The organism is Caenispirillum bisanense (genome assembly GCF_900230255.1).
GTDB classification, from domain to species: domain Bacteria; phylum Pseudomonadota; class Alphaproteobacteria; order Rhodospirillales; family Rhodospirillaceae; genus Caenispirillum; species Caenispirillum bisanense_A.
Genome location: NZ_OCNJ01000003.1, coordinates 106315 through 124605, shown reverse-complemented (window position 1 = coordinate 124605; position 18291 = coordinate 106315). Strand labels below are relative to the sequence as shown.

Annotated in this window: 17 protein-coding genes; 14 read left to right on the top strand and 3 right to left on the bottom strand. The window is 73.4% G+C overall.

Features of this window, described 5'->3' with window-relative positions:
- The first annotated feature begins 21 nt into the window (after positions 1-21).
- Genes CRP50_RS07820 through CRP50_RS07765 form a run of 12 tightly spaced genes read left to right on the top strand, consistent with a single transcriptional unit; the run spans position 22 to position 11626 of the window.
- Complete coding sequence (locus tag CRP50_RS07820) at positions 22-1428, top strand: type II and III secretion system protein family protein (RefSeq protein WP_097278459.1); 1407 nt, start codon at positions 22-24, stop codon at positions 1426-1428.
- A gap of 11 nt (positions 1429-1439) precedes the next feature.
- The gene (locus CRP50_RS07815) at positions 1440-1712 is read left to right on the top strand and encodes a hypothetical protein (RefSeq protein ID WP_097278458.1); all 273 of its coding nucleotides are present in this window, start codon (positions 1440-1442) and stop codon (positions 1710-1712) included.
- Between the two features lie 26 nt (positions 1713-1738).
- Complete coding sequence (locus tag CRP50_RS07810; protein WP_097278457.1) at positions 1739-2950, top strand: AAA family ATPase; 1212 nt, start codon at positions 1739-1741, stop codon at positions 2948-2950.
- A gap of 28 nt (positions 2951-2978) precedes the next feature.
- Complete coding sequence (locus CRP50_RS07805) at positions 2979-4445, top strand: CpaF family protein (RefSeq protein ID WP_097278456.1); 1467 nt, start codon at positions 2979-2981, stop codon at positions 4443-4445.
- Positions 4446-4457: 12 nt separating this feature from the next.
- Entirely contained in the window at positions 4458-5426 is a 969-nt protein-coding gene (locus CRP50_RS07800) for a type II secretion system F family protein (protein WP_097278455.1), read from the top strand.
- A gap of 13 nt (positions 5427-5439) precedes the next feature.
- A complete protein-coding gene (locus CRP50_RS07795) occupies positions 5440-6414 on the top strand; it encodes a type II secretion system F family protein (RefSeq protein ID WP_097278454.1) in 975 nt (324 codons plus the stop codon).
- Between the two features lies 1 nt (position 6415).
- Positions 6416-7441, top strand: a complete 1026-nt coding sequence (locus tag CRP50_RS07790; protein ID WP_097278453.1) for a tetratricopeptide repeat protein — start codon at positions 6416-6418, stop codon at positions 7439-7441.
- Positions 7438-8337 carry a tetratricopeptide repeat protein gene (locus CRP50_RS07785; RefSeq protein ID WP_097278452.1) on the top strand — a complete coding sequence of 300 codons (900 nt, stop codon included), beginning with the start codon at positions 7438-7440 and terminating at the stop codon, positions 8335-8337. The genes CRP50_RS07790 and CRP50_RS07785 overlap by 4 nt, the downstream gene beginning before the upstream one ends.
- A 17-nt stretch (positions 8338-8354) precedes the next feature.
- Entirely contained in the window at positions 8355-8876 is a 522-nt protein-coding gene (locus tag CRP50_RS07780; RefSeq protein WP_097278451.1) for a prepilin peptidase, read from the top strand.
- A gap of 15 nt (positions 8877-8891) precedes the next feature.
- Positions 8892-10463, top strand: coding sequence for a pilus assembly protein TadG-related protein (locus tag CRP50_RS07775; RefSeq protein ID WP_097278450.1), 1572 nt, complete (start codon positions 8892-8894; stop codon positions 10461-10463).
- A gap of 3 nt (positions 10464-10466) precedes the next feature.
- Positions 10467-10958, top strand: a complete 492-nt coding sequence (locus CRP50_RS07770; protein ID WP_097278449.1) for a TadE/TadG family type IV pilus assembly protein — start codon at positions 10467-10469, stop codon at positions 10956-10958.
- A 20-nt stretch (positions 10959-10978) separates the two neighbouring features.
- Positions 10979-11626, top strand: a complete 648-nt coding sequence (locus CRP50_RS07765) for a TadE/TadG family type IV pilus assembly protein (RefSeq protein WP_097278448.1) — start codon at positions 10979-10981, stop codon at positions 11624-11626.
- Between the two features lie 15 nt (positions 11627-11641).
- Here the strand turns inward: CRP50_RS07765 and CRP50_RS07760 are convergent, their stop codons facing one another.
- The 3 genes from CRP50_RS07760 to CRP50_RS07750 all read right to left on the bottom strand — a co-directional run bounded on the left by CRP50_RS07760 (position 11642) and on the right by CRP50_RS07750 (position 15026).
- On the bottom strand, positions 11642-11947 hold the full coding sequence (locus CRP50_RS07760; RefSeq protein WP_176525079.1) for an ArsR/SmtB family transcription factor: 306 nt from the start codon (positions 11945-11947) through the stop codon (positions 11642-11644).
- Positions 11948-12039: 92 nt separating this feature from the next.
- On the bottom strand, positions 12040-13071 hold the full coding sequence (gene galE / locus CRP50_RS07755) for a UDP-glucose 4-epimerase GalE (RefSeq protein ID WP_097278446.1): 1032 nt from the start codon (positions 13069-13071) through the stop codon (positions 12040-12042).
- 38 nt (positions 13072-13109) lie between these two features.
- A complete protein-coding gene (locus CRP50_RS07750) occupies positions 13110-15026 on the bottom strand; it encodes a Calx-beta domain-containing protein (RefSeq protein WP_097278445.1) in 1917 nt (638 codons plus the stop codon).
- Between the two features lie 236 nt (positions 15027-15262).
- On the opposite strand from CRP50_RS07750, the gene CRP50_RS07745 reads away from it, so the two are divergent.
- Both CRP50_RS07745 and CRP50_RS07740 read left to right on the top strand, forming a co-directional pair.
- Entirely contained in the window at positions 15263-16825 is a 1563-nt protein-coding gene (locus CRP50_RS07745; protein WP_097278444.1) for a hypothetical protein, read from the top strand.
- Complete coding sequence (locus tag CRP50_RS07740; protein ID WP_097278443.1) at positions 16825-18057, top strand: hypothetical protein; 1233 nt, start codon at positions 16825-16827, stop codon at positions 18055-18057. The genes CRP50_RS07745 and CRP50_RS07740 overlap by 1 nt, the downstream gene beginning before the upstream one ends.
- Positions 18058-18291 lie beyond the last annotated feature (234 nt).

Below are 18291 nucleotides of genomic sequence, written 5' to 3'. Positions count from 1 at the left end.
CTCCGCAACAGGAGCCCCGTCATGCACGCCTTTCTCCGCCTGGCGGCCTCGGCCGCCCTGGCGCTGGCCGTCGCCGTCGCCGCCGCCGGTCCCGCCGCGGCCCAAACGGCCGCCCCCGCCGAACCCCGCTTCGTGGTCGCCAGCGGCGGCAGCGCCGGCGAGATGACCGTGCCGGTCGACAAGAGCCAGGTGCTCACCGTCGACCGCCCGTTCACCGACATCCTGGTGGGCAACCCCGAAATCGCCGACGTCGTGCCGCTCAGCGACCGCTCGGTCTACGTGCTGGGCAAGGGGCTCGGGTCCACCAACCTGACCATCTACGGCCCCGGCCGCGACCTGCTCGCCGTCATCGACCTGGTGATCACCCACGACGCCGAGGGCCTGAAGCAGCGCCTGTTCGACGTGCTGCCCGGCGAGGACGTGGAGGTGCGCGGCGTCGCCGGCGGCCTCGTGCTGTCGGGCACGGTCGGCACCGCCCGGGCGCTGGAACGCGCCGTCGCCATGGCCGAGCGCTACGCTCCCGGTGCCGTCACCAACCTCCTGTCGGTGGCCGGCAGCCAGCAGGTGATGCTGTCGGTTAAGGTGGCCGAGGTGCGCCGTTCCCTCGCCCGCGGCATCGGCATCAAGCCGACGGTGTTCGGCGAGGACTTCTTCGTCGACGTGCTCGACCCGCTGGACATCACCCGCTTCCTCGGCGCCGACATCATGCTGACGGCGTCGGAATTCGCCATCGATCTGCTGATCGACGCGCTGGAGGAAAAGGGCGCCGTCCGCGTGCTGGCCGAGCCCAACCTCATCGCCCTCTCCGGTGACACGGCGACCTTCCTGGCCGGCGGCGAGTTTCCCATTCCGGTGGCGCAGGAGGACGACGAGGACGGCTCCACCATCACCGTCGTCTTCAAGCAGTTCGGCGTCAGCCTGGCCTTCACGCCGACGGTGCTCGACGGCGACCTCATCAACCTGTCGGTGGCGCCGGAAGTGAGCCAGATCGACCCGACCACGTCGGTGCGCATCTCGGGCTTCACCATCCCCGGCCTGTCCACCCGCCGCGCCCGCACCACGGTGGAGCTGCGCGACGGCCAGAGTTTCGCCATCGCCGGCCTGCTGCAGAGCGACTTCACCGATCAGGTGCGCCAGGTGCCCGGCCTCGGCGACATCCCGATCCTCGGCGCGCTGGCCCGCTCCAGCGAGTTCCAGCGCAGCGAGACGGAACTGGTGATCATCGTCACCCCGCACCTGGTGCAGCCGGCCCCGCCGGGCCTGCTCGCCGCCCCGACCGACAGCTTCGTGCCGCCGTCCGACGCCGAGCTCTTCCTGTTCGGCCAGGTGGAGGGAAGCGACCCGGCCGCCCTGGAAGTGGAGCGTCAGGTCCTGTCCGCCCGCCCCGGCGGCGGCATCAGCGGCCCCTACGGCCACATCCTGAAGTGAGGAGCCACGCGATGATCCCCGTCCTGCGTCCCCTGGCCGTCCTCGGCGCCGTCGCCGCCCTCGCCGCCCTGACCGCCTGCCAGCCGGCCGATGCGCCCCTGTCGCGCGACTTCGGCAACGCCGTCCGCCAGAACATGGCGGTGCACATCATCAACCCCGATCCCGCCTATCCGCCCGGCGCCCTGCCCGTGTCCTCCGGGCGGCGCACGGGGCTGGCGGTGGAGCGCTACCAGACGGGCGCGACGCTGCCGCTCGCCCCGGAAGCGACCACCGAGGAAAAGTGAGTTCCCGAGGCAGAAGGCTGGACACCATGACCCACCACGGCATCACCAAGACACCCACTGTCATCGCGCTGGTCCGCTCCTCCGACGTGGCGGACGCGCTGCGGGACGCCGCCGGTCTCGACAATGGCCTGTTGAGCGAGGTCCGGGTCGGCCCCCTCGCCCGCCTCGCCAGGCAGGAGACCGGCGGCTACCTCACCGACGTGGTGGTGGTCGACGCCGACCTGGACGACGACGGCGACATCGACGCGCTCACCGCCCTCATGGCCGGGCCGCTGGCGCGCACGCCCATGGTGGTCACGACGCGCGGCGCCTCGGTGGCGGGCATGCGGCGGCTCATGCGGCTCGGCATCGCCGACGTGGTGCCGCAGCCGATCCAGCGGCAGGAACTGCTGGCGGCCATCCGCCTCGCCCACAGCCGCCGCCCCGCCCCACCCCGCGGCCCCGATACGCGCCGGCCGAAGGGGCTGGTGACCGCCCTGCTCAAGGGCGGCGGCGGCAGCGGTGCCACCACCCTGGCCGTCAACCTGGCCGGCGTGCTGGCGGCGCGGGCGACGCGGCCCGAGGCGGTCGGGCTGCTCGACCTCGACCTGCAGTTCGGCGCCTGCGCCCTCTACATGGACCTGGAACCGCGCCTCGGCAGCCTGGAGGTCATGCAGGCCGGCCATCGCCTCGACGCCGAACTGCTGGCCAGCGCCGCCGCCCGTCACCGCAGCGGCGTCGCCGTCCTCGCCGCGCCGCCCGCCCCCATGCCGCTCGACGCCGTCGACCCCGACCAGGCGGCGCGGCTGATCGAGGTCGCCCGCCGCCAGTGGGACGGCGTCGTCATCGACCTGCCGCAGGCCTGGACGCCGTGGACCCGCAGCGTTCTGGGGGCCTGCGACGTGATCGTCCTGGTCACCCAGATGACGGTGCCCAACATCCACCAGGCGGCGCGGCAGATCGAGACCCTGGCCGCCGAGGGCCTGGCCGAGACGCCGCTGGTGACGGTGGTCAACCGCATGGCGCCGCCGCGGCTGTTCGGCAAGCCCGACCTCGTGAAGCGGGCGGAGAAGACCCTCGGCGTGCCGCTCGCCCATTTCGTGCCGAGCGACTGGAAGGCGGTGTCGGCGGCCGTCGACACCGGCGCGACGCTGGTGGAGGACCGCTCCGCCAAGCCCGTGCGCAAGGCGGTGGAGGCCCTGGCCGCCGCCGTCGCCGCCGCCGCGCGCGCCCGCGCCGGCACCGGCACCGCCGCCTGACGACACCGCCGCAGGGGAGACCGCCACCATGTTCCGCTTCGCCAGCCGCTCGGCCGCCGCCGACACCGCCCAGCCCCACGCCGCCGCGCCGCCGCCCGCGCCCGGCCGCTTCGCCCCGCCGCCCAGGCCGCCGGTGATGCCGGCGCCCGCCGCCGTCTCCACCCGCGCCGAGGCGGCCCCCAAGCCCCCCGCCGCCGGCCATGGCGAGATCACCGCCGGCGAGGCGGCCATGATCGCCCTCAAGGTGCGCCTGCATCAGAAGCTGCTGGAGGCCATCAATCTCGCCGTCATCGACAAGATGGAGCCGGCCCAGTTCCGCCGCGAGATCGGCGACCTGGTGGCCGCCATGCTGGGCGAGGAGAAGGTGGCGCTCAACCAGCAGGAACGCATGCAGCTGGTCGACGACGTGTTGGACGAGATCCTCGGCCTCGGGCCGCTGGAACCGCTGCTGAAGGACGCCACCGTCTCCGACATCCTGGTCAACACCTACTCCACCGTCTACGTGGAGCGGCGCGGGCGGCTGGAGCGCACGGCGGTGACCTTCAAGGACGACCGCCACCTGTTGCGCATCATCAACAAGATCGTCTCGGCGGTGGGGCGGCGCATCGACGAAAGCTCGCCGCTGGTGGACGCCCGCCTGGCCGACGGCTCGCGCGTCAACGCCGTCTGCGCCCCCATCGCCGTCGACGGGCCGCTTCTGTCCATCCGCAAGTTCTCCCGCACGCCCATCCACATGGAGCGCATGGTGGAGATCGGCAGCCTGACGCCGCAGATGGCCGAAGTGCTGCGGGCAGTGGTGTTCGGGCGCCTCAACGTGGTCATCTCGGGCGGTACCGGCTCGGGCAAGACCACCATGCTCAACGCCATGAGCCGCTTCATCGACCAGGCCGAGCGCATCGTCACCATCGAGGACGCGGCCGAGCTGCAGTTGCAGCAGCCCCATGTCGCCCGCATGGAGACCCGGCCGCCCAACATCGAGGGCAAGGGCGAGATCGCCCAGCGCGAGCTGCTGAAGAATGCGCTGCGCATGCGCCCCGATCGCATCATCGTCGGCGAGTGCCGCGGCGGTGAGTCCTTCGACATGCTGCAGGCCATGAACACGGGCCACGACGGTTCCATGACCACCGTCCACGCCAACTCCTGCCGCGACGCCGTCTCGCGCATCGAGCAGATGGTGGGCATGGCCGGCTTCGACCTGCCGCTGAAGACCATCCGCTCGCAGATCGCCTCGGCGGTGGACGTCATCGTGCAGGTCGCCCGCCTGAGCGACGGCCGCCGCCGCTGCGTCAGCGTGCATGAGATCGTCGGCATGGAAAGCGACGTCGTGACCATGCAGGAGATCTTCCGCTTCCGCCGCGAGTCCACCGACGAGGACGGCACAATCCGCGGCCATTTCTGGGCCACCGGCATCCGGCCGACCTTCCTGCCCGACCTGGAGGCGCGCGGCATCACGCTCGATCCGCGCACCTTCTCCCCCGACCAGCCGCTGGGGTGAGGGAGCCGCGCCATGGTGTTCGACAGCCTGACCATCGCCGGCATCGCCCTCAGCCTCGCCATGCTGCTGGCGCTGGACGCCCTGCTCGGCGCCATCGGCGGCCGGCGGCAGCGGCGCGCGGTCAACCGCCGCCTGCAGATGCGCGCCGACGGCCGCGGCAGCGAGGACATCCTGACCACCCTGCGCCGCCAGGGGCCGGACGGCGACGGCAGCCTGCTGGCCGGCCTCGCGCCGGTCCGCCGCCTCGGCGCCATGCTGTCGGCGGCCGGTGTGCCCCTGTCGCCGGTGCGGCTGGCGCTGCTCATGGCGGCGGCGGGCGCCGGTATCACCCTGCTGCTGATCGCGGTGCAGCGCCTGGACCCGCTGTCCGCCCTCGCCTTCGGCGGCGGGCTCGGCTGCGTGCTGCCGCTGATCGCCCTGAAGGTCGCCGCCGCCCGCCGCATCCGGCGCTTCAACGCCCAGCTGCCCGACGCGCTGGACATGGTGGTGCGCTCGCTGCGCGCCGGCCACCCGACCACGGCGGCCCTCAAGCTGGTGGCCGAGCAGATGCCCGACCCCATCGGCAGCGAGTTCGGCCTGGTGGTCGACGAGATGACCTACGGCATGGACCTGCGCGAGGCGCTGGAAAGCATGAGCCGCCGCCTGCCCAGCCACGACCTGCACTTCATGATCTCCGCCATCCGGCTGCAGAGCACCTCGGGCGGCAACCTGACGGAAGTGCTCGGCAGCCTGGCGCGAGTGATCCGCGAGCGCGGCCGGTTCGGCCTGCGGGTCAAGGCGCTGTCGGCACAGGCGCGGTTTTCCGCCTGGGGCATCACGGCCGCGCCCTTCTTCGTGTTCGGGGCGCTGAAGCTGGCGCGGCCCAACTACTTCGACGGCGTGGCGGAAGACCCGCTGTTCGACCCCATGCTGGGCGGCGCCCTGGTCGGCCTCATGCTCGGCGTCGCCATCATCTTCAAGCTCGTCCGCTTCCGCTACTGAGGGAGATGCCGCCATGGACTTCCAGGCCCTGCTCGCCGCGCCGTCGGCGGAGATCGTCGTCCTCGGCGGCCTGTTCCTCGCCGTCGTGCTGGCGGTGGCCGGCGTCGGGGCGCTGCTGCCCTCCGCCCGCACCGCCCGCCGCATGGCGGCCGGCGGCCGCGCGGCCGCCGGGGGTGGGGCGGAGGCCCGGCACAGCCTGCGCCACGCCAGCGGCCTCGAAGCACTCGAGAAGGTCCTCAGACCGCTGGCGCCGCACCTGACGCCGGCCCGCGGCAAGGAACTGTCGCGGGTGCGCACCGGGCTCGTGCGCGCCGGTTTCCTGTCGCCCACCGCGGTGACCCTCTACTACGGCATCCGCCTCGGCGCCGCGCTCGCCATGGTGGCCGCATACCTGCTGCTGCTGCCGCTCATCAGCCGCGACATGACCATGAGCACGCAGCTGCTGGTGGGGGCGCTGATGCTGGCGCTCGGCTTCTACGGCCCGGCGGTCGCCGTGTGGTGGCGGGCGCGGGAGCGCGGCTGGGCGGTGCGGTCCGGCTTCCCCGACGCCCTCGACCTCATGCTGGTCTGCGTCGAGGCGGGCATGGGCCTCGACGCCGCCATCGCCCGCACCGCCGAGGAGATCAGCCTGGCCCATCCGGTGCTCGCCCAGAACCTGCGCATCACCAGCCTGGAGCTGCGCGCCGGCGGCGCCCGCGAGGATGCGCTGCGCGGCCTCGCCAACCGCACCGGGGTGGACGAGGTGAATTCCTTCGCCACCCTGCTCATCCAGAGCCACGAGTTGGGCACGTCGGTCGGCGACACCCTGCGGGTCTACGCCGACGACATGCGCTACCGCCGCATGATGGCCGCCGAGGAAAAGGCGCAGAAGCTGCCGGCCAAGATGATCATGCCCATGGCCGGGCTGCTGCTGCCGGCGCTGGTGATCGTCATCCTGCTGCCGGCCATCATCCGCATGATCCGCGTCGTGCCGCAGGTGGGGTTGTGACATGACGCGCCACCGCCCCCTCCGTCCCCTCGCCGCCTCGGTCGCGGTGCTGCTGCTGGCCTCCTGCGCTGCCGACATCGAATTGCGGGCCGCCTCCGCCGGTTTCGATACCGCCCTCGCCGACGGCGCCGCCGGCCTCTACGCCGCCGGCAAGGAGCATTTCGCCGCCGGACGGTTGGGTTCCGCGGTGCAGGCGTTCCGTCGCGCCTCCCACCTCGATCCGGGGTCGGTGGAGGCGCTGAACGGCCTCGGCGCCGCCTACGACCGCCTCGGCCGGTCCGACCTCGCCGACGACGCCTACCTGCGGGCCTTGACGCTGGCGCCTGACGACCCGGTGACGCTCAACAACATGGGCTGGTCGCGCCTGCTGCGCGGGCAGCCGCAACTGGCGGCGGTGTATCTGCACCAGGCGGCGGCGTTGCGCCCCGACGACGCGACCATCGCCGGCAACCGCCGGGTGCTCGCCGCCCGCTCCGACGGCACGCCGCCGGAGGAGCCCATCCCGGTGCTGGAGCGTCCGACCGGCCCTTACCTGGAGCGCCGCGCCGCCGACCGCCTGCTGCTGGTGACCGCCGACGGACCGGCCGCGCCGGTGGTGGAGAGCGACGTCCCCGCCGTCGCCGCCCTGCCCGAGGCCGCGCAGCTCGCCATGGCGGTGCCGGAGACGCCGGCCGGGCCGGTGTCGCGGCCCATGCCCACGGCGGCGACGACCGCCTTCACCGGCCTGTCGGTGGAAGTCTCCAACGGCGTCGGCCGCACCCGCATGGCCGCCCGCGCCGCCGCCTGGTTGGGCGAGGCCGGCGTGCCGGTCACCCGCCTGACCAACGCCGCCTCGTGGGACCACGCTGCCGCCGCCGTGTTCTACCGCGACGAGGCCGCCCGCCCGGCCGCCGAGGCCCTGGCGGCGTTGCTGCCGACCGCGCCGCGGGCGCAGCCGGCGCCCGACATGGCCGCCGACGTGCGGCTGGTACTGGGGAGAGACCTGCTCGTCCTCGACGACAGGCTCATGAAGGGGAAAACGCCATGACCGTATCCATGACCGCCGGCCTGCGTCTCGCCGTCGCCGCCGCCGCCGTGTTCGCCCTCACCGCCTGCGCCGGCACCGGCGAACCCGGCCGCACCGCCGCCGAGGCCGCCGCCGCCCGGCCCGCCGATCCGGACGCCCTCGCCCGGCTGGTGGAGCGCGGCGACCGTGCCCTCGCCGCCGGTGGCACGGCCGACGCCACGGCCCATTACGAAATGGTCCTGCGCCAGGACGCCGGACACCCCCTCGCCCACCTCGGCCTCGCTGAAGTCGCCCTGGCGGCCGGTGAGACGGCGCGCGCGAGAGAGAGCTTCGAGCGCCTGACGCAGGTACCGGAGACGGCCGCCCGTGCCCGCCAGGGCCTCGGCCTGTGCGCCCTGCGCAGCGGCGACGGCCACACGGCGGTGCAGGAGCTGGAGCAGGCGGTCGCCGCCGACCCGACCCTGTGGCGCGCCTGGAACGGCCTCGGCACCGCCCACGACCGGGCCGGCGCCTTCGCCGCCGCCGACACCGCCTATGAACAAGCCCTGGCGCTGGCGCCCGAGGAACCGGCCGTGCTCAACAACCGCGGTTTCTCGCTGCTGCTGCAGGGGCGCCACGACGAAGCCGGCGCGCTTCTGGTGCAGGCGGCGCGGGCAGCGCACGACCATCCGCTGCCGCGCACCAACCTGCGCCTCGCGCTCGCCTGGCAGGGTCGCTACGACGCCGCCGTCGCCGGTGCCGCCGGGGCCGAGCAGGCCGAGGTGCTGAACAACGTCGGCTACATCGCCCTGCTGCGCGGCGACCTGGCCGAGGCGGAAAGCCTGCTCAGCCGCGCCGTCGAGGCGAGCGCGTCGTACTTCGCGCCGGCCCGCCGCAACCTCGAGCACCTGCACGCCCTGCGCAGCGCCGCCACCTGAGCCGGGAGACCACCGCCATGGCCCTCGATCCGCAGATCACCGTGCCGTTCCTCACCGCCGCCTACGGCGCCCCCCTGGTGGTGGCGGCCTTGTGGGACCTGCGCACCTACCGCATCCCCAACCTGCTCAGCGCCCTGCTGGCGCTCGGCTTCGTGCCGGCCGCCCTGCTGGCGCCGGGGCCGGTGGACTGGAGCCTGCATCTGGTGGCGGGAGCGGGCGTGTTCGTGATCGGCGCCTTCTCCTTCGCCCTCGGCTGGATGGGCGCCGGCGACGTCAAGCTGGGGGCCGCCGTGGCCCTGTGGGCCGGCCCCATGATGCCCGAGCTGCTGCTCGGCATGGCGCTGGTGGGCGGCGGTCTGGCGCTGGCGCTGCTGGTGGTGCGGCGGGTGCTGGCGGGGGTGCTGCTGGCGGCGCTGCCGCACCCCGAGCGCGTCGCCCTGCCGCGTGTGCTCATCCCCGGCGAGGGCGTCCCCTTCGGCATCGCCATCGCCGGCGCCGGGCTCTATGTGGCGCCGCGCCTGCCCCTGTTCCTGACCTGAGCCGGAGCCGCCGCCATGCGCCGCACCCTCCGATCCCTGCTGCGCGACCAGGCCGGCACCGTCGGCCCCTATGTCGCCTTCCTGTCGCCCCTGCTGGTCGGCGCCGGCCTGCTCGCCATCGACGTCGGCCGCGTCACCGTGACACACGACCAGTTGCAGTACGCCGCCGACGCCGCCGCCCTGGCCGGGGCGCGCGAACTCGACGGTCAGAGCGGCGCCATCGACCGCGCCCGCCGCGCCGCCGCCGCCGTGCTCAACCGGCAGGACTTCGGCAAGACGCCGGGGGCGGTGTGGCCGGCCGGGACGACCATCCTGCCGTTGTGCGGCGGCGACGTGGCCGCCGGCTGTGCCCGCATCCTGCGCAGCCTGCCGGCCGACGACGGCACCCCCATCACCGGCGGCGACACCACCCTGGACGCCGAGGCCCGCTTCATCCAGGTGGTGGTGCCGCGCACCGAGGTGGAGGCCATCTTCTTCGACGTCCTGCCGCGCACCGGGCCGGCGGCGCCGGGCGATGCCGGCGGCACCGCCGCGCCGGGCGCCTCCGCCGTCGCCGGCAACGACCCGCTCATCTGCGGCGTCCCGCCCCTGGTGATGTGCCGCCCCATGGACCCCGACGCCCTCGGTCGCGGCAAGGCGGTGGAGGTCTTCATGCAGCCGGCCGGTGCGGGCGGCGGCGCCAGCTACATCCCCGGCCAGTTCGGCCTGCTGTGCCCGGCCGACGACAGCGTCAATTGCGGCGCGAGCTCGGTGGGCGAGAACATCGCCTCGGTCGACGGCACTTGCGTCGCCTCGCGGACCATGTCCATGAAGCCGGGCGTGTCGCTGCAGCAGGTGCGCACCGGCATCAATGCCCGGCTCGACTGGTGGTCGCCGCAGGCCAAGGACGCGCTGGGCGACTGGCGGCGGCAGGCGCGCTACGTGCCCGCCCGCAACGTCACGCAGGCGACCGAGCCGCAAGGCAGCCCGCTGGCCGGCACCACCCGGTGCGAGCGCAGCGACCTTTCCGCCGCCACCGCCGCCGCCCTGCCGTCGGACACCTGCCTCGTCTCCGGCACCTGCCCCAACGGCCGGTTCGGCGACGGGGTGAGGGACCGTACCCGGTACTTCGACGTCAACCACGGCGGCAGCGACGGCGTGCTCGCCGGCTTTTCCGGCCAGATCCCCGGCGGCACGGGCGCGGCCATCCGCTTCGAGGTCTACCGGGCGGAGATCGAAGCCGGCCGCATCGTCCAGCCGGGCCAGAGCATAGGCGGCGGCGGCACCACCAGCGAGGACGGCGCCCCGCAATGCTTCCAGGACGGCACGGCCCTGGCGACGCCCGACTACACCTGGTTCGACGGCGCGCCGGCCAACGACCTGCGCCTGCTGCGCGACCGCCGGGTGCTGCCGGTCGTGGTGGCCGATTGTTCCGATCCGAGCTTCGACCCGCGCGCATTCAGCCCCGACGACATCCGCTTCATGTTCATCGTCCAGCCCATGTATACGCCGGCCGGCGCGACCATCGTGCTGGAGGACCTCGGCCCCATGGCCGACGGCGTGCTGGACGACATGTTCAAGGACGTCGTCCAGATCTACCGGAGGTGAGCCATGGTCCTGCTCGACCGTCTGCGGCGCGGCGACGACGGCGTCGCGGTTCTGGAGATGGCGCTGGTGCTGCCGGTGCTGTTCCTCCTCATGGGCGGCTTCCTGGAGTACGGCCGGATGCTGCTCGACCACCAGCGCATCGAGGCGGCAGCGCGCGACGCCGCCCGCTTCCTCGCCCGCGCCCGCGCCGTCGAGCCCGGCTGCACCGACGTCGCCAGCGGCGGCACGGCGGCCCAGGCGGCCAGCCACACGGCGCGGCTGCTCGCCGTCTACGGCCGCCCGGACGCGACGGCGGCGCCGGTCATCCGCCACTGGCCGGACGAAGGCCTCGACACCATCTGCATCGAGCGCACCACCGACGCCACCGGCGCCGCCGTGGTGGCGGTCACCATCACCCTGCCCTACGAGGGCCTCGGCCTGCTGCCCCTGGTGAGCAGCCGGGCGCCGACGCTGAGCGCGGTGCACCGCCAGCCCTACATCGGCAGCAACGGCTGACCGCGAGGAGGCTTCCCGTCATGGCGTATCTGTCCCTGTCCCTTTCCCGGTCGCGAGCCCGCCCCCGCAGCCTGCTGCGCGATACCGACGGCGCGGTGATGATCGAGTTCACGCTGGTCGTCGTCCTGCTGCTCGGTGTCACCTTCGCCATCGTCGACTTCGCGCGCATGGCCTGGATCCACACCCTGGCCGCCAAGGGGGCCGAGCGGGCGGCGCGTCTCGCGGTGCAGTCGGACCCCGCCGCGTCGGGCTTCACCGCCTACAGCGCCGTCGGCGCCCTCGGGCTCGCGCCGGGGACGGACCTGACGACGGCGCGCCTGCCGGCCTTCACCCTGCGCTGCACGACGGCCGGCTGCACCTGCACCGTAGGCACCTGCGCGGTCGGAACCGGCTACGACGGCGACGCCTTCGCCGCCATCGCCGCCGCCGCGCAGCTGGGCGGCAGCTTCCCGGTGCCGGCGGACCGGGTGTATGTCGAATACGCCCACGTCGGCCAGGGCTTCGCCGGCCGCCCGGGGCCGGACGTGGTGCCCATGGTGTCGGTGGGAATGACGGGACTGCAGCACGACTGGATCATCCTGCAGGCCTTCGGCTTCGATACCTTCACCATGAGCGACTTCCGCACCACGCTGCCGGCGGAAGACCTGGCGACCAGCGGCCCCACCTGAGCGCACCCGTGCGTCTCAGGCCTCGCCGTCGGGAGGCCGCGCCGCCGGCGACAGGCGGCTGGAGACGTCGGCGAGGACGCCCGCTTCCACCCGGCACAGCAGGGTCCGGCCGTTGCGGTGCTGCGACACGATGCCGCAGTGGACCAGCTTCACCAGATGATGCGACAGGGTGCTGAGCGGGATGCCGAGCGCCTCCTGCAGGGCGGTCACCGCCAGGCCCTCGGGGCAGTGCGCCAGATGCTCGACAATGGTGATGCGCGTCGGATGGCCGAGTGCGGCCAGCCGGTCGGCCATGACCTGGGTCTGAGGATCTCCGGTCATCGACACGACGGACCTCTCCTCCGAAGCCGAGGGTGGCACGGGCGGCACGAGCCATCCCGGCAGACGCGCCTGCGGCCCCGGCGCGGAGCCCGTCATGGCGCCCTGCCGTCGGACACGGCCGCCGGCAGGGCGACGGCGGCGCGGCCCGCGGTCCACTGCAGACAATGGCGCACCTGATCGACCAGCGCCGGCCACTGCGGGCGCCAGCCGAGATCGTCGCGCAGGCGGTCGGCCGCCGCCACCAGCACGGCGGGATCGCCCGGCCGGCGCGGCGCCTCGCGCACCGCCACCCGGCGGCCGGTGACGGCGGCGACGGTCGCCACCACCTCGCGCACCGAATGGCCGCGCCCGGTGCCGACGTTGTAGGTCGGCACCGCGCCGGGGTCCCGCCCGTCCTCCAGGAGCAACCGCCGCAGGATCAGGACATGGGCGGCCGCCAGGTCCGAGACGTGGACGTAATCGCGCACGCAGGTTCCGTCGGGCGTCGGGTAGTCGGTGCCGTAGAGGACAAGCGGCCCGCGCAGGCCGAGCGCCGTCCGCACCGCCAGGGGCACCAGGTGGGTCTCCGGGTCGTGGCCTTCGCCCAGCTCGCCCTCGGGGTCGGCGCCGGCGGCGTTGAAGTAGCGCAGCACGGCGAGCTGCAGGCCGTGAGCGGCGACGGCGTCGCGCAGGATCTCCTCCACCATCAGCTTGCTGCGACCGTAGGGGGAGGTGGGCCGCAGCAGGTGCCGCTCGGGGATCGGCACCTGCCGGGGCTCGCCGTAGACGGCGGCGGTGGAGGAGAACACGAGATGGCCGACGCCGCTCGCCACCATGGCCTCGGCCACGGCGACGGCGCCCGCCACGTTGTTGCGGTAGAAGTCGAGCGGCCGGCGCACCGACTCCCCGGCCTCGATGAAGGCGGCGAAGTGCATGACGGCGGCCGGCCGCCAGCTTGCCAGCGCCGCCCGCAGGCGGGCGCCGTCCAGGATGTCGCCGACCACCAGCGGCCCCCATCGCACGGCGGCGGCCGAACCGTTGGACAGGTCGTCGTAGACCACGGGCAGGAAGCCCGCCGCGGCCAGGGCCTTGCACGTGTGGCTGCCGACGAAGCCGGCGCCCCCGGTGACGAGAACGGGAACCATGGACATCTCCCCCGCAGGGTGCGCCGGATCGGCCGAGGTCAGACCTGGATCAGTTCCGTGCCGAACAGGCCGGCGACCAGAGGATCGTGGTCGGGCAGCTCGATCACGAAGATCCGCCCGTCGGCCACCTGGTCGGCACCGTAGTCGGCGACCCACAGGGTCATGCCGCTGCCGTCGCTGTCGGGCACCAGTTCGAGGCCCTTCGGCACCGGATCGCGACCGGCCCAGTCGTCGATGTCGGTGAGGCGGTCCACCAGGGCGCCGGCGCGGTCGACCACGAAGATGTCGGAACTCTTGTAACCCGAGACGTAGAACAGCCCCGCATCGGCATCGTAGGCCAGCGCCTCGGGCGCGCCCACCTCCGCCGGCATGGCGATGGTGGCGATCCACTGGCCGGTCTGCGTCGTCTCGTGGATGGCGCGCCCCGCCTCGTCGACCAGGAACAGGTTGCCGGTCACCGGGTCGACGGCGATGTCCTCCGGGTCCTGGCAGCCGGCGGCGGGGGCGGAGAACTGCGCCAGCTTCACCGTCGGCGCGTCGAGCGCGACCTTGAACACGCTCTGCTGGTCGTCGTCGGTGATGAACAGGTAGTCCTCCCCGTCGGCGGGGTCGCGCCACCAGGCGACGCCGGTCACCTCCTGGCTCACGCGCGTCATCTCGATGCCGCCGCGGAAGGTGCCGTCGATGCCGTGCACGAACACATTGTCCTTGGCGTAGAAGGGGTTTTCGTCGACCTCGGAATCGCCGGTCACCACCAGCCCGCGCGAAGCGACATAGGTGATGGACGACGGATCGGTGCTGCCGAAGGCGCCAGCGTCGTAGACCATGACCTGCGGCGGCGCCGCGTCGTCGTCGGCGATGGTGGCGCTGCCCGAGGCGTCGGCCAGCAGCACGGCCTTGCCCGTGTCTACGCCGACGGCCGATTGCACCGCCACCGAGAAGCCCTCGGTCTGCTCCACCGTCGCATCGTCGAGCAGCGTGACGAAGACGGTGGCCGTCTTGGCACCCGCCGCGATCTCGACGGTGCCCTGGCTGACCCCCACGAAGTCGCTGCCGGCCTTGGCGGTACCGTCGACCGTCGACCAGGTGACGCGCACCGCTTCCGTCGCCACGGTATTGAGCGACAGGGTGAAGGCCACCTGCACGCCCGCCTGCTCCACCTGCGGCAGCGGCGTGCCGTCCGATACGGCGACGGCCAGGGGCGGCGGGGCGGGTTCGATCTCGATGCTGAACAGGCGGCCGTCGGCCACCTGGTCCTTGCCGTAGTCGGCCACCCACAGGGTCGTCGAACCGTCGTCGTTGTGGACCAGGGCAAGGCCCTTGGGGGCGACGTTGCCGCCGTCGACGTTGCGGTAGTCGCGCAGCACCTTGATGGTGCCGAGGATGGAACCGTCGCGGCCGACCTTGTAGATGTCGGCGTACCAGCCGCCGGCGACGTAGAACACGTCGTTCTCGGCGTCGTAGGCGATGGCTTCCGGCCGCTTGATGATGGACGGCATGAAGGTGGTCGCCACCAGCTCGCCGGTGCGCGTCACCTCGACGATGGAGCGGTCGTATTCATCGATGAGGAACAGGTTGCCGTCGGGCGCCGCGCAGATGTCCTCCAGGTCGGTCACGCCGACGGCGGTGGAGGAGAACGAGCTCAGCACCACCGTCGGGTCGCTGCGGCTGACCTCGTAGATCTTGCGGGCGTCGTCGTCGGTGACGAACAGGGTGCCGGTCGCCGGATTGTAGGCGATGCCCGTCGGTTCCTTGGTGACCTTGGTCAGCGGACTGCGCTTTTCCAGCGTGCCGTCGAGGCTCACCGCGAACATGTTGTCGGTGGCGTAGAAGGGCTTCTCGTCCACTTCCGAGTCCACCATCAGCAGCTTGCGGGCGATGGGGTCGTAGGTCAGCCCGGCGGGATCGACGCTGCCCATGGCGGTGGTGCTGTAGACTGTGACGGCGTAGACCATTCCTGTCGCTCCCTTGGCAGACCGGCATCGGGCAAGGCGCCTTTTCCGGCATCTAACCGGGCGCGAGGGCCGCGGTCCGTCGGCTTCCCGACCCACCTGCCCATCCGGAAAGCCGGGATACCAGACGGATGAGGCTGCCTCGCCGGAAGCTGGAAAGTGTCGGGGTTCCGACGGACCGGCGGCGTCGGCCGCCGCAGGATCGCAGCTCCCAGCCGTCCCCGCCGCAGGAGCTGCGCATGCCCGACGCCGAGGCTCACGACCCCACCGGCAGCCCCATCGCGGCCGTGCCGCCGCTGCTCGACCGTCCGGCCCCGCCCGAGTGGCGGGAGGGTGCCCGGCCCGAGATCCTGCGGCTGTTCGCCGAACTGGCGGCCCGCGGCGTCCGGCATTGCCACTTCAAGAGCAACATCCGCCTGGGCGAGACCCTGGCCGGCTTGCAGGACATCGACCTGCTGGTCGACCGACGCGACCAGGCCGGGCTCCTGCAGGCGGTGGCGGCGGCCGGGTTCAAGCCCTGCCTGTCGCAGCGCGGCGTCGGCCATCCCGGCGTCTTCCACGCCATCGGCCTCGACCGCGAGCGCGGCCGGCTGATCGACCTGCACGTCCACTTCGCCGTGGTCGGCGGCGACAGCCTGGTCAAGAACACCCGCTTCCCCCTCGCCGCCCTGCTGCTCGGCGGGCGGCGGCCCATGGCCGGCGTGCCGGTGCCGTCGGCGGAGGCGGAACTGCTGTCCTTCGTCGTGCGGGTGGCGCTCAAGCACACCAGCCTGATCGAGGTCGCCAAGATCAACCGCCGCTACGGCAAGACCGTCGCCGAACTGGCTTGGCTGCGGGCGGCGGCCGACCCGGCGGAGACCGACCGCCTGCGCGTCCGCCACCTGCCGGAGATCGACGACGCCCTGTGGACGGCGCTGCTGGCCGCGGCCGAGCGGCGCGGCGCGGCGGCCGTGGCGGCGCGGGTCCGGCTCGGCCTGGTCACGGCGTGGCGGCTGCGCCGCTTCCGCCGCCTCGATCCGGTGGCGGACAGTCTGTCGCGCCTGCGGCGGGTGCTGGCCTGGATCGCCGATAAAGCCGGCGGCCACGGCGACCTGTCGCCCCTGACCGGCGGCGCCGTCGTCGCCGTCGTCGGCCCCAAGGGCACTGGCAAGTCGACCCTCTCCGCCGCCGTCGCCGAGCGCCTCGGGCGGCACCTGGACGTGCGCGCCATGCACGTCGGCAAGCCGCCGGCGACCGTGCTGTCGGCGCTGCCGCGGCTGTTCGTGCCGCTCGCCCGCCGGCTGTTGCCGCACGAGCGCCTGTCGGAGTACGAGACGCCGGAGCGGCGGCGGCGCAACACCTTCTCGCTGTTCCATGTGGTGCGCATGACGCTGCTGGCGCACGACCGCCGCAGCCTGCTGCGGCGCGCCTTCCGCCACGCATCGCGCGGCCGCGTCGTGGTGTGCGACCGCTACCCCTCGCGCACCGACGGGGCCATCGACAGCTCGCGGTTCGACGCCGCCGCGGTGGAGGCCGCCGGCGGCGGCCCGAAGCGGTGGCTGATGCAGGCGGAACGCCGCGCCTATGCCGCCATGCCGGTACCCGACATCGTCCTGCGGCTGGAGGCGCCGCTGGCCGTCGCCCTCGGTCGCGACGCCACCCGCAACAAGGCCGGCGGCCCCGATCCCGCGGCCGTCCGCCGCCGGTGGGACCTGGAGCGCATGGCCGACTTTCCCGACTCCCGCGTCATCGCCATCGACACCTCCGGCAGCCTCGACGAAACCGCGGCGCGGGCCGTCGCCGCCGTGTGGGAGGCGTTGTGATGCCGCCGCTGCCGCTCCCTCCCCCCGATCCGCTGGCGCAGGCCCTCGTGGTGCTGGGCGGCGGCGATCCGGCGCTGGTCTGCCGCGGCGGCGGAACGTCGGCTCCCTGGCGCTATGCCCTGGTGCCGAGCGCCCGCAACCCGCGCGCCCTGCTGCCGCTCGACGCCTCGGCCGCCTGCCTGCGGACGGCACTCGCCCCCTATGCCGAGGGTGCCGCCGCGCCGGCCATGCGGGTGGCGGCGCGCATGCTGCAGGCACTCAGCCGCCTGGGCCTGGCGGCGCCCCTGCTGCGCCACCGCCTGACGGTCGGGCCGGCGCTGCCCGGGAGCGCGTTGCCGCTGCACGACTACCTCGCCGACGTGCTCGGCACCCGGCGGTTCGTCACCGCCCTGCGGCTGGCGCCCGACCGGCCCAACGGCAAGCCCGTGGTGCAGGTGAGCGACCCGCAGGGACGCCCCCTCGCCTACGCCAAGTTCGGCTGGGAGCCGCTGACCCGCCGCCTCATCGCGGCCGAGGCGGCGATGCTCGCCACCCTCGCCCCGGCGGTCGCCGGCAGCCCGGTGACGGTGCCCGCGGTGCTCGCCGCCGGGCCGTGGAACGGGCTGCAGGCCCTGGTGGTCGCCCCCCTGCCCGCGGGCGGCCGGGCGCCGGCGCGGCTGGCCGACATTCCGCCCGAGGCCCTGTCGGCACTGGTCTGCGCCCTGCCGCCACGGCAATTGCGCCTCGGCCAGAGCCCGTTCTGGCACCGCGAGCGCCGGCGCATCGGCACCCTCGCCGATCACCTGTCGGCCGCCGGCGCGGCGACGCTGACCGACGCGGCACGAGTGGTGGAGGAGCGCTGGGGCGACGAACCGCTGGTGTTCGGCCTCGGCCACGGCGACTGGATCCCGCCCAACATGCGGGTGCAGCGCGGCGGCCGCCTGGTGGTATGGGACTGGGAGCGGGCAGCGGGCGACGCACCGCTCGGCCGCGACCTGCTCCAGTTCCTCCAGTTCGACCAGCACCGACGCGACGCCCGCCCCGGCCCCCGCGGCACCCGTCGCCTGCAGGCGGAAGCCGCCGCCACCCTGGCGGCGCAGGGCCTGGAACCGGCGCATGCGCCACTGCTGGCGATCCTCAGCCTGATCGAAACGGTGCTGTGGTTCGCCGAAGCGAGGGAGGCAGACAGAGCGCAGACGGAGGATGCGGGCTACCTGGCGCTCCTCCGTCATGCCGTCGACACGGTGGCATAGAAGCCGCGGGCTCGCCGGTAGAGGGAATTCGAGACCTTTGTCGCAGTGCAACACCTTCAAAAGGTGGCAACTGATACAACGGGGCGTTACTGCACGCCTCCAAGGCAATCCTCCGCGCCAACTTATAGATCCCCGCCCACACATCAGGTGGAGATTCCATTGTTACACTGCGACTTCAGTTTTGTTGCAGACAAACTTGCGCCGGAGCATTTTTCGAGATGAGCGGCAAGCTAG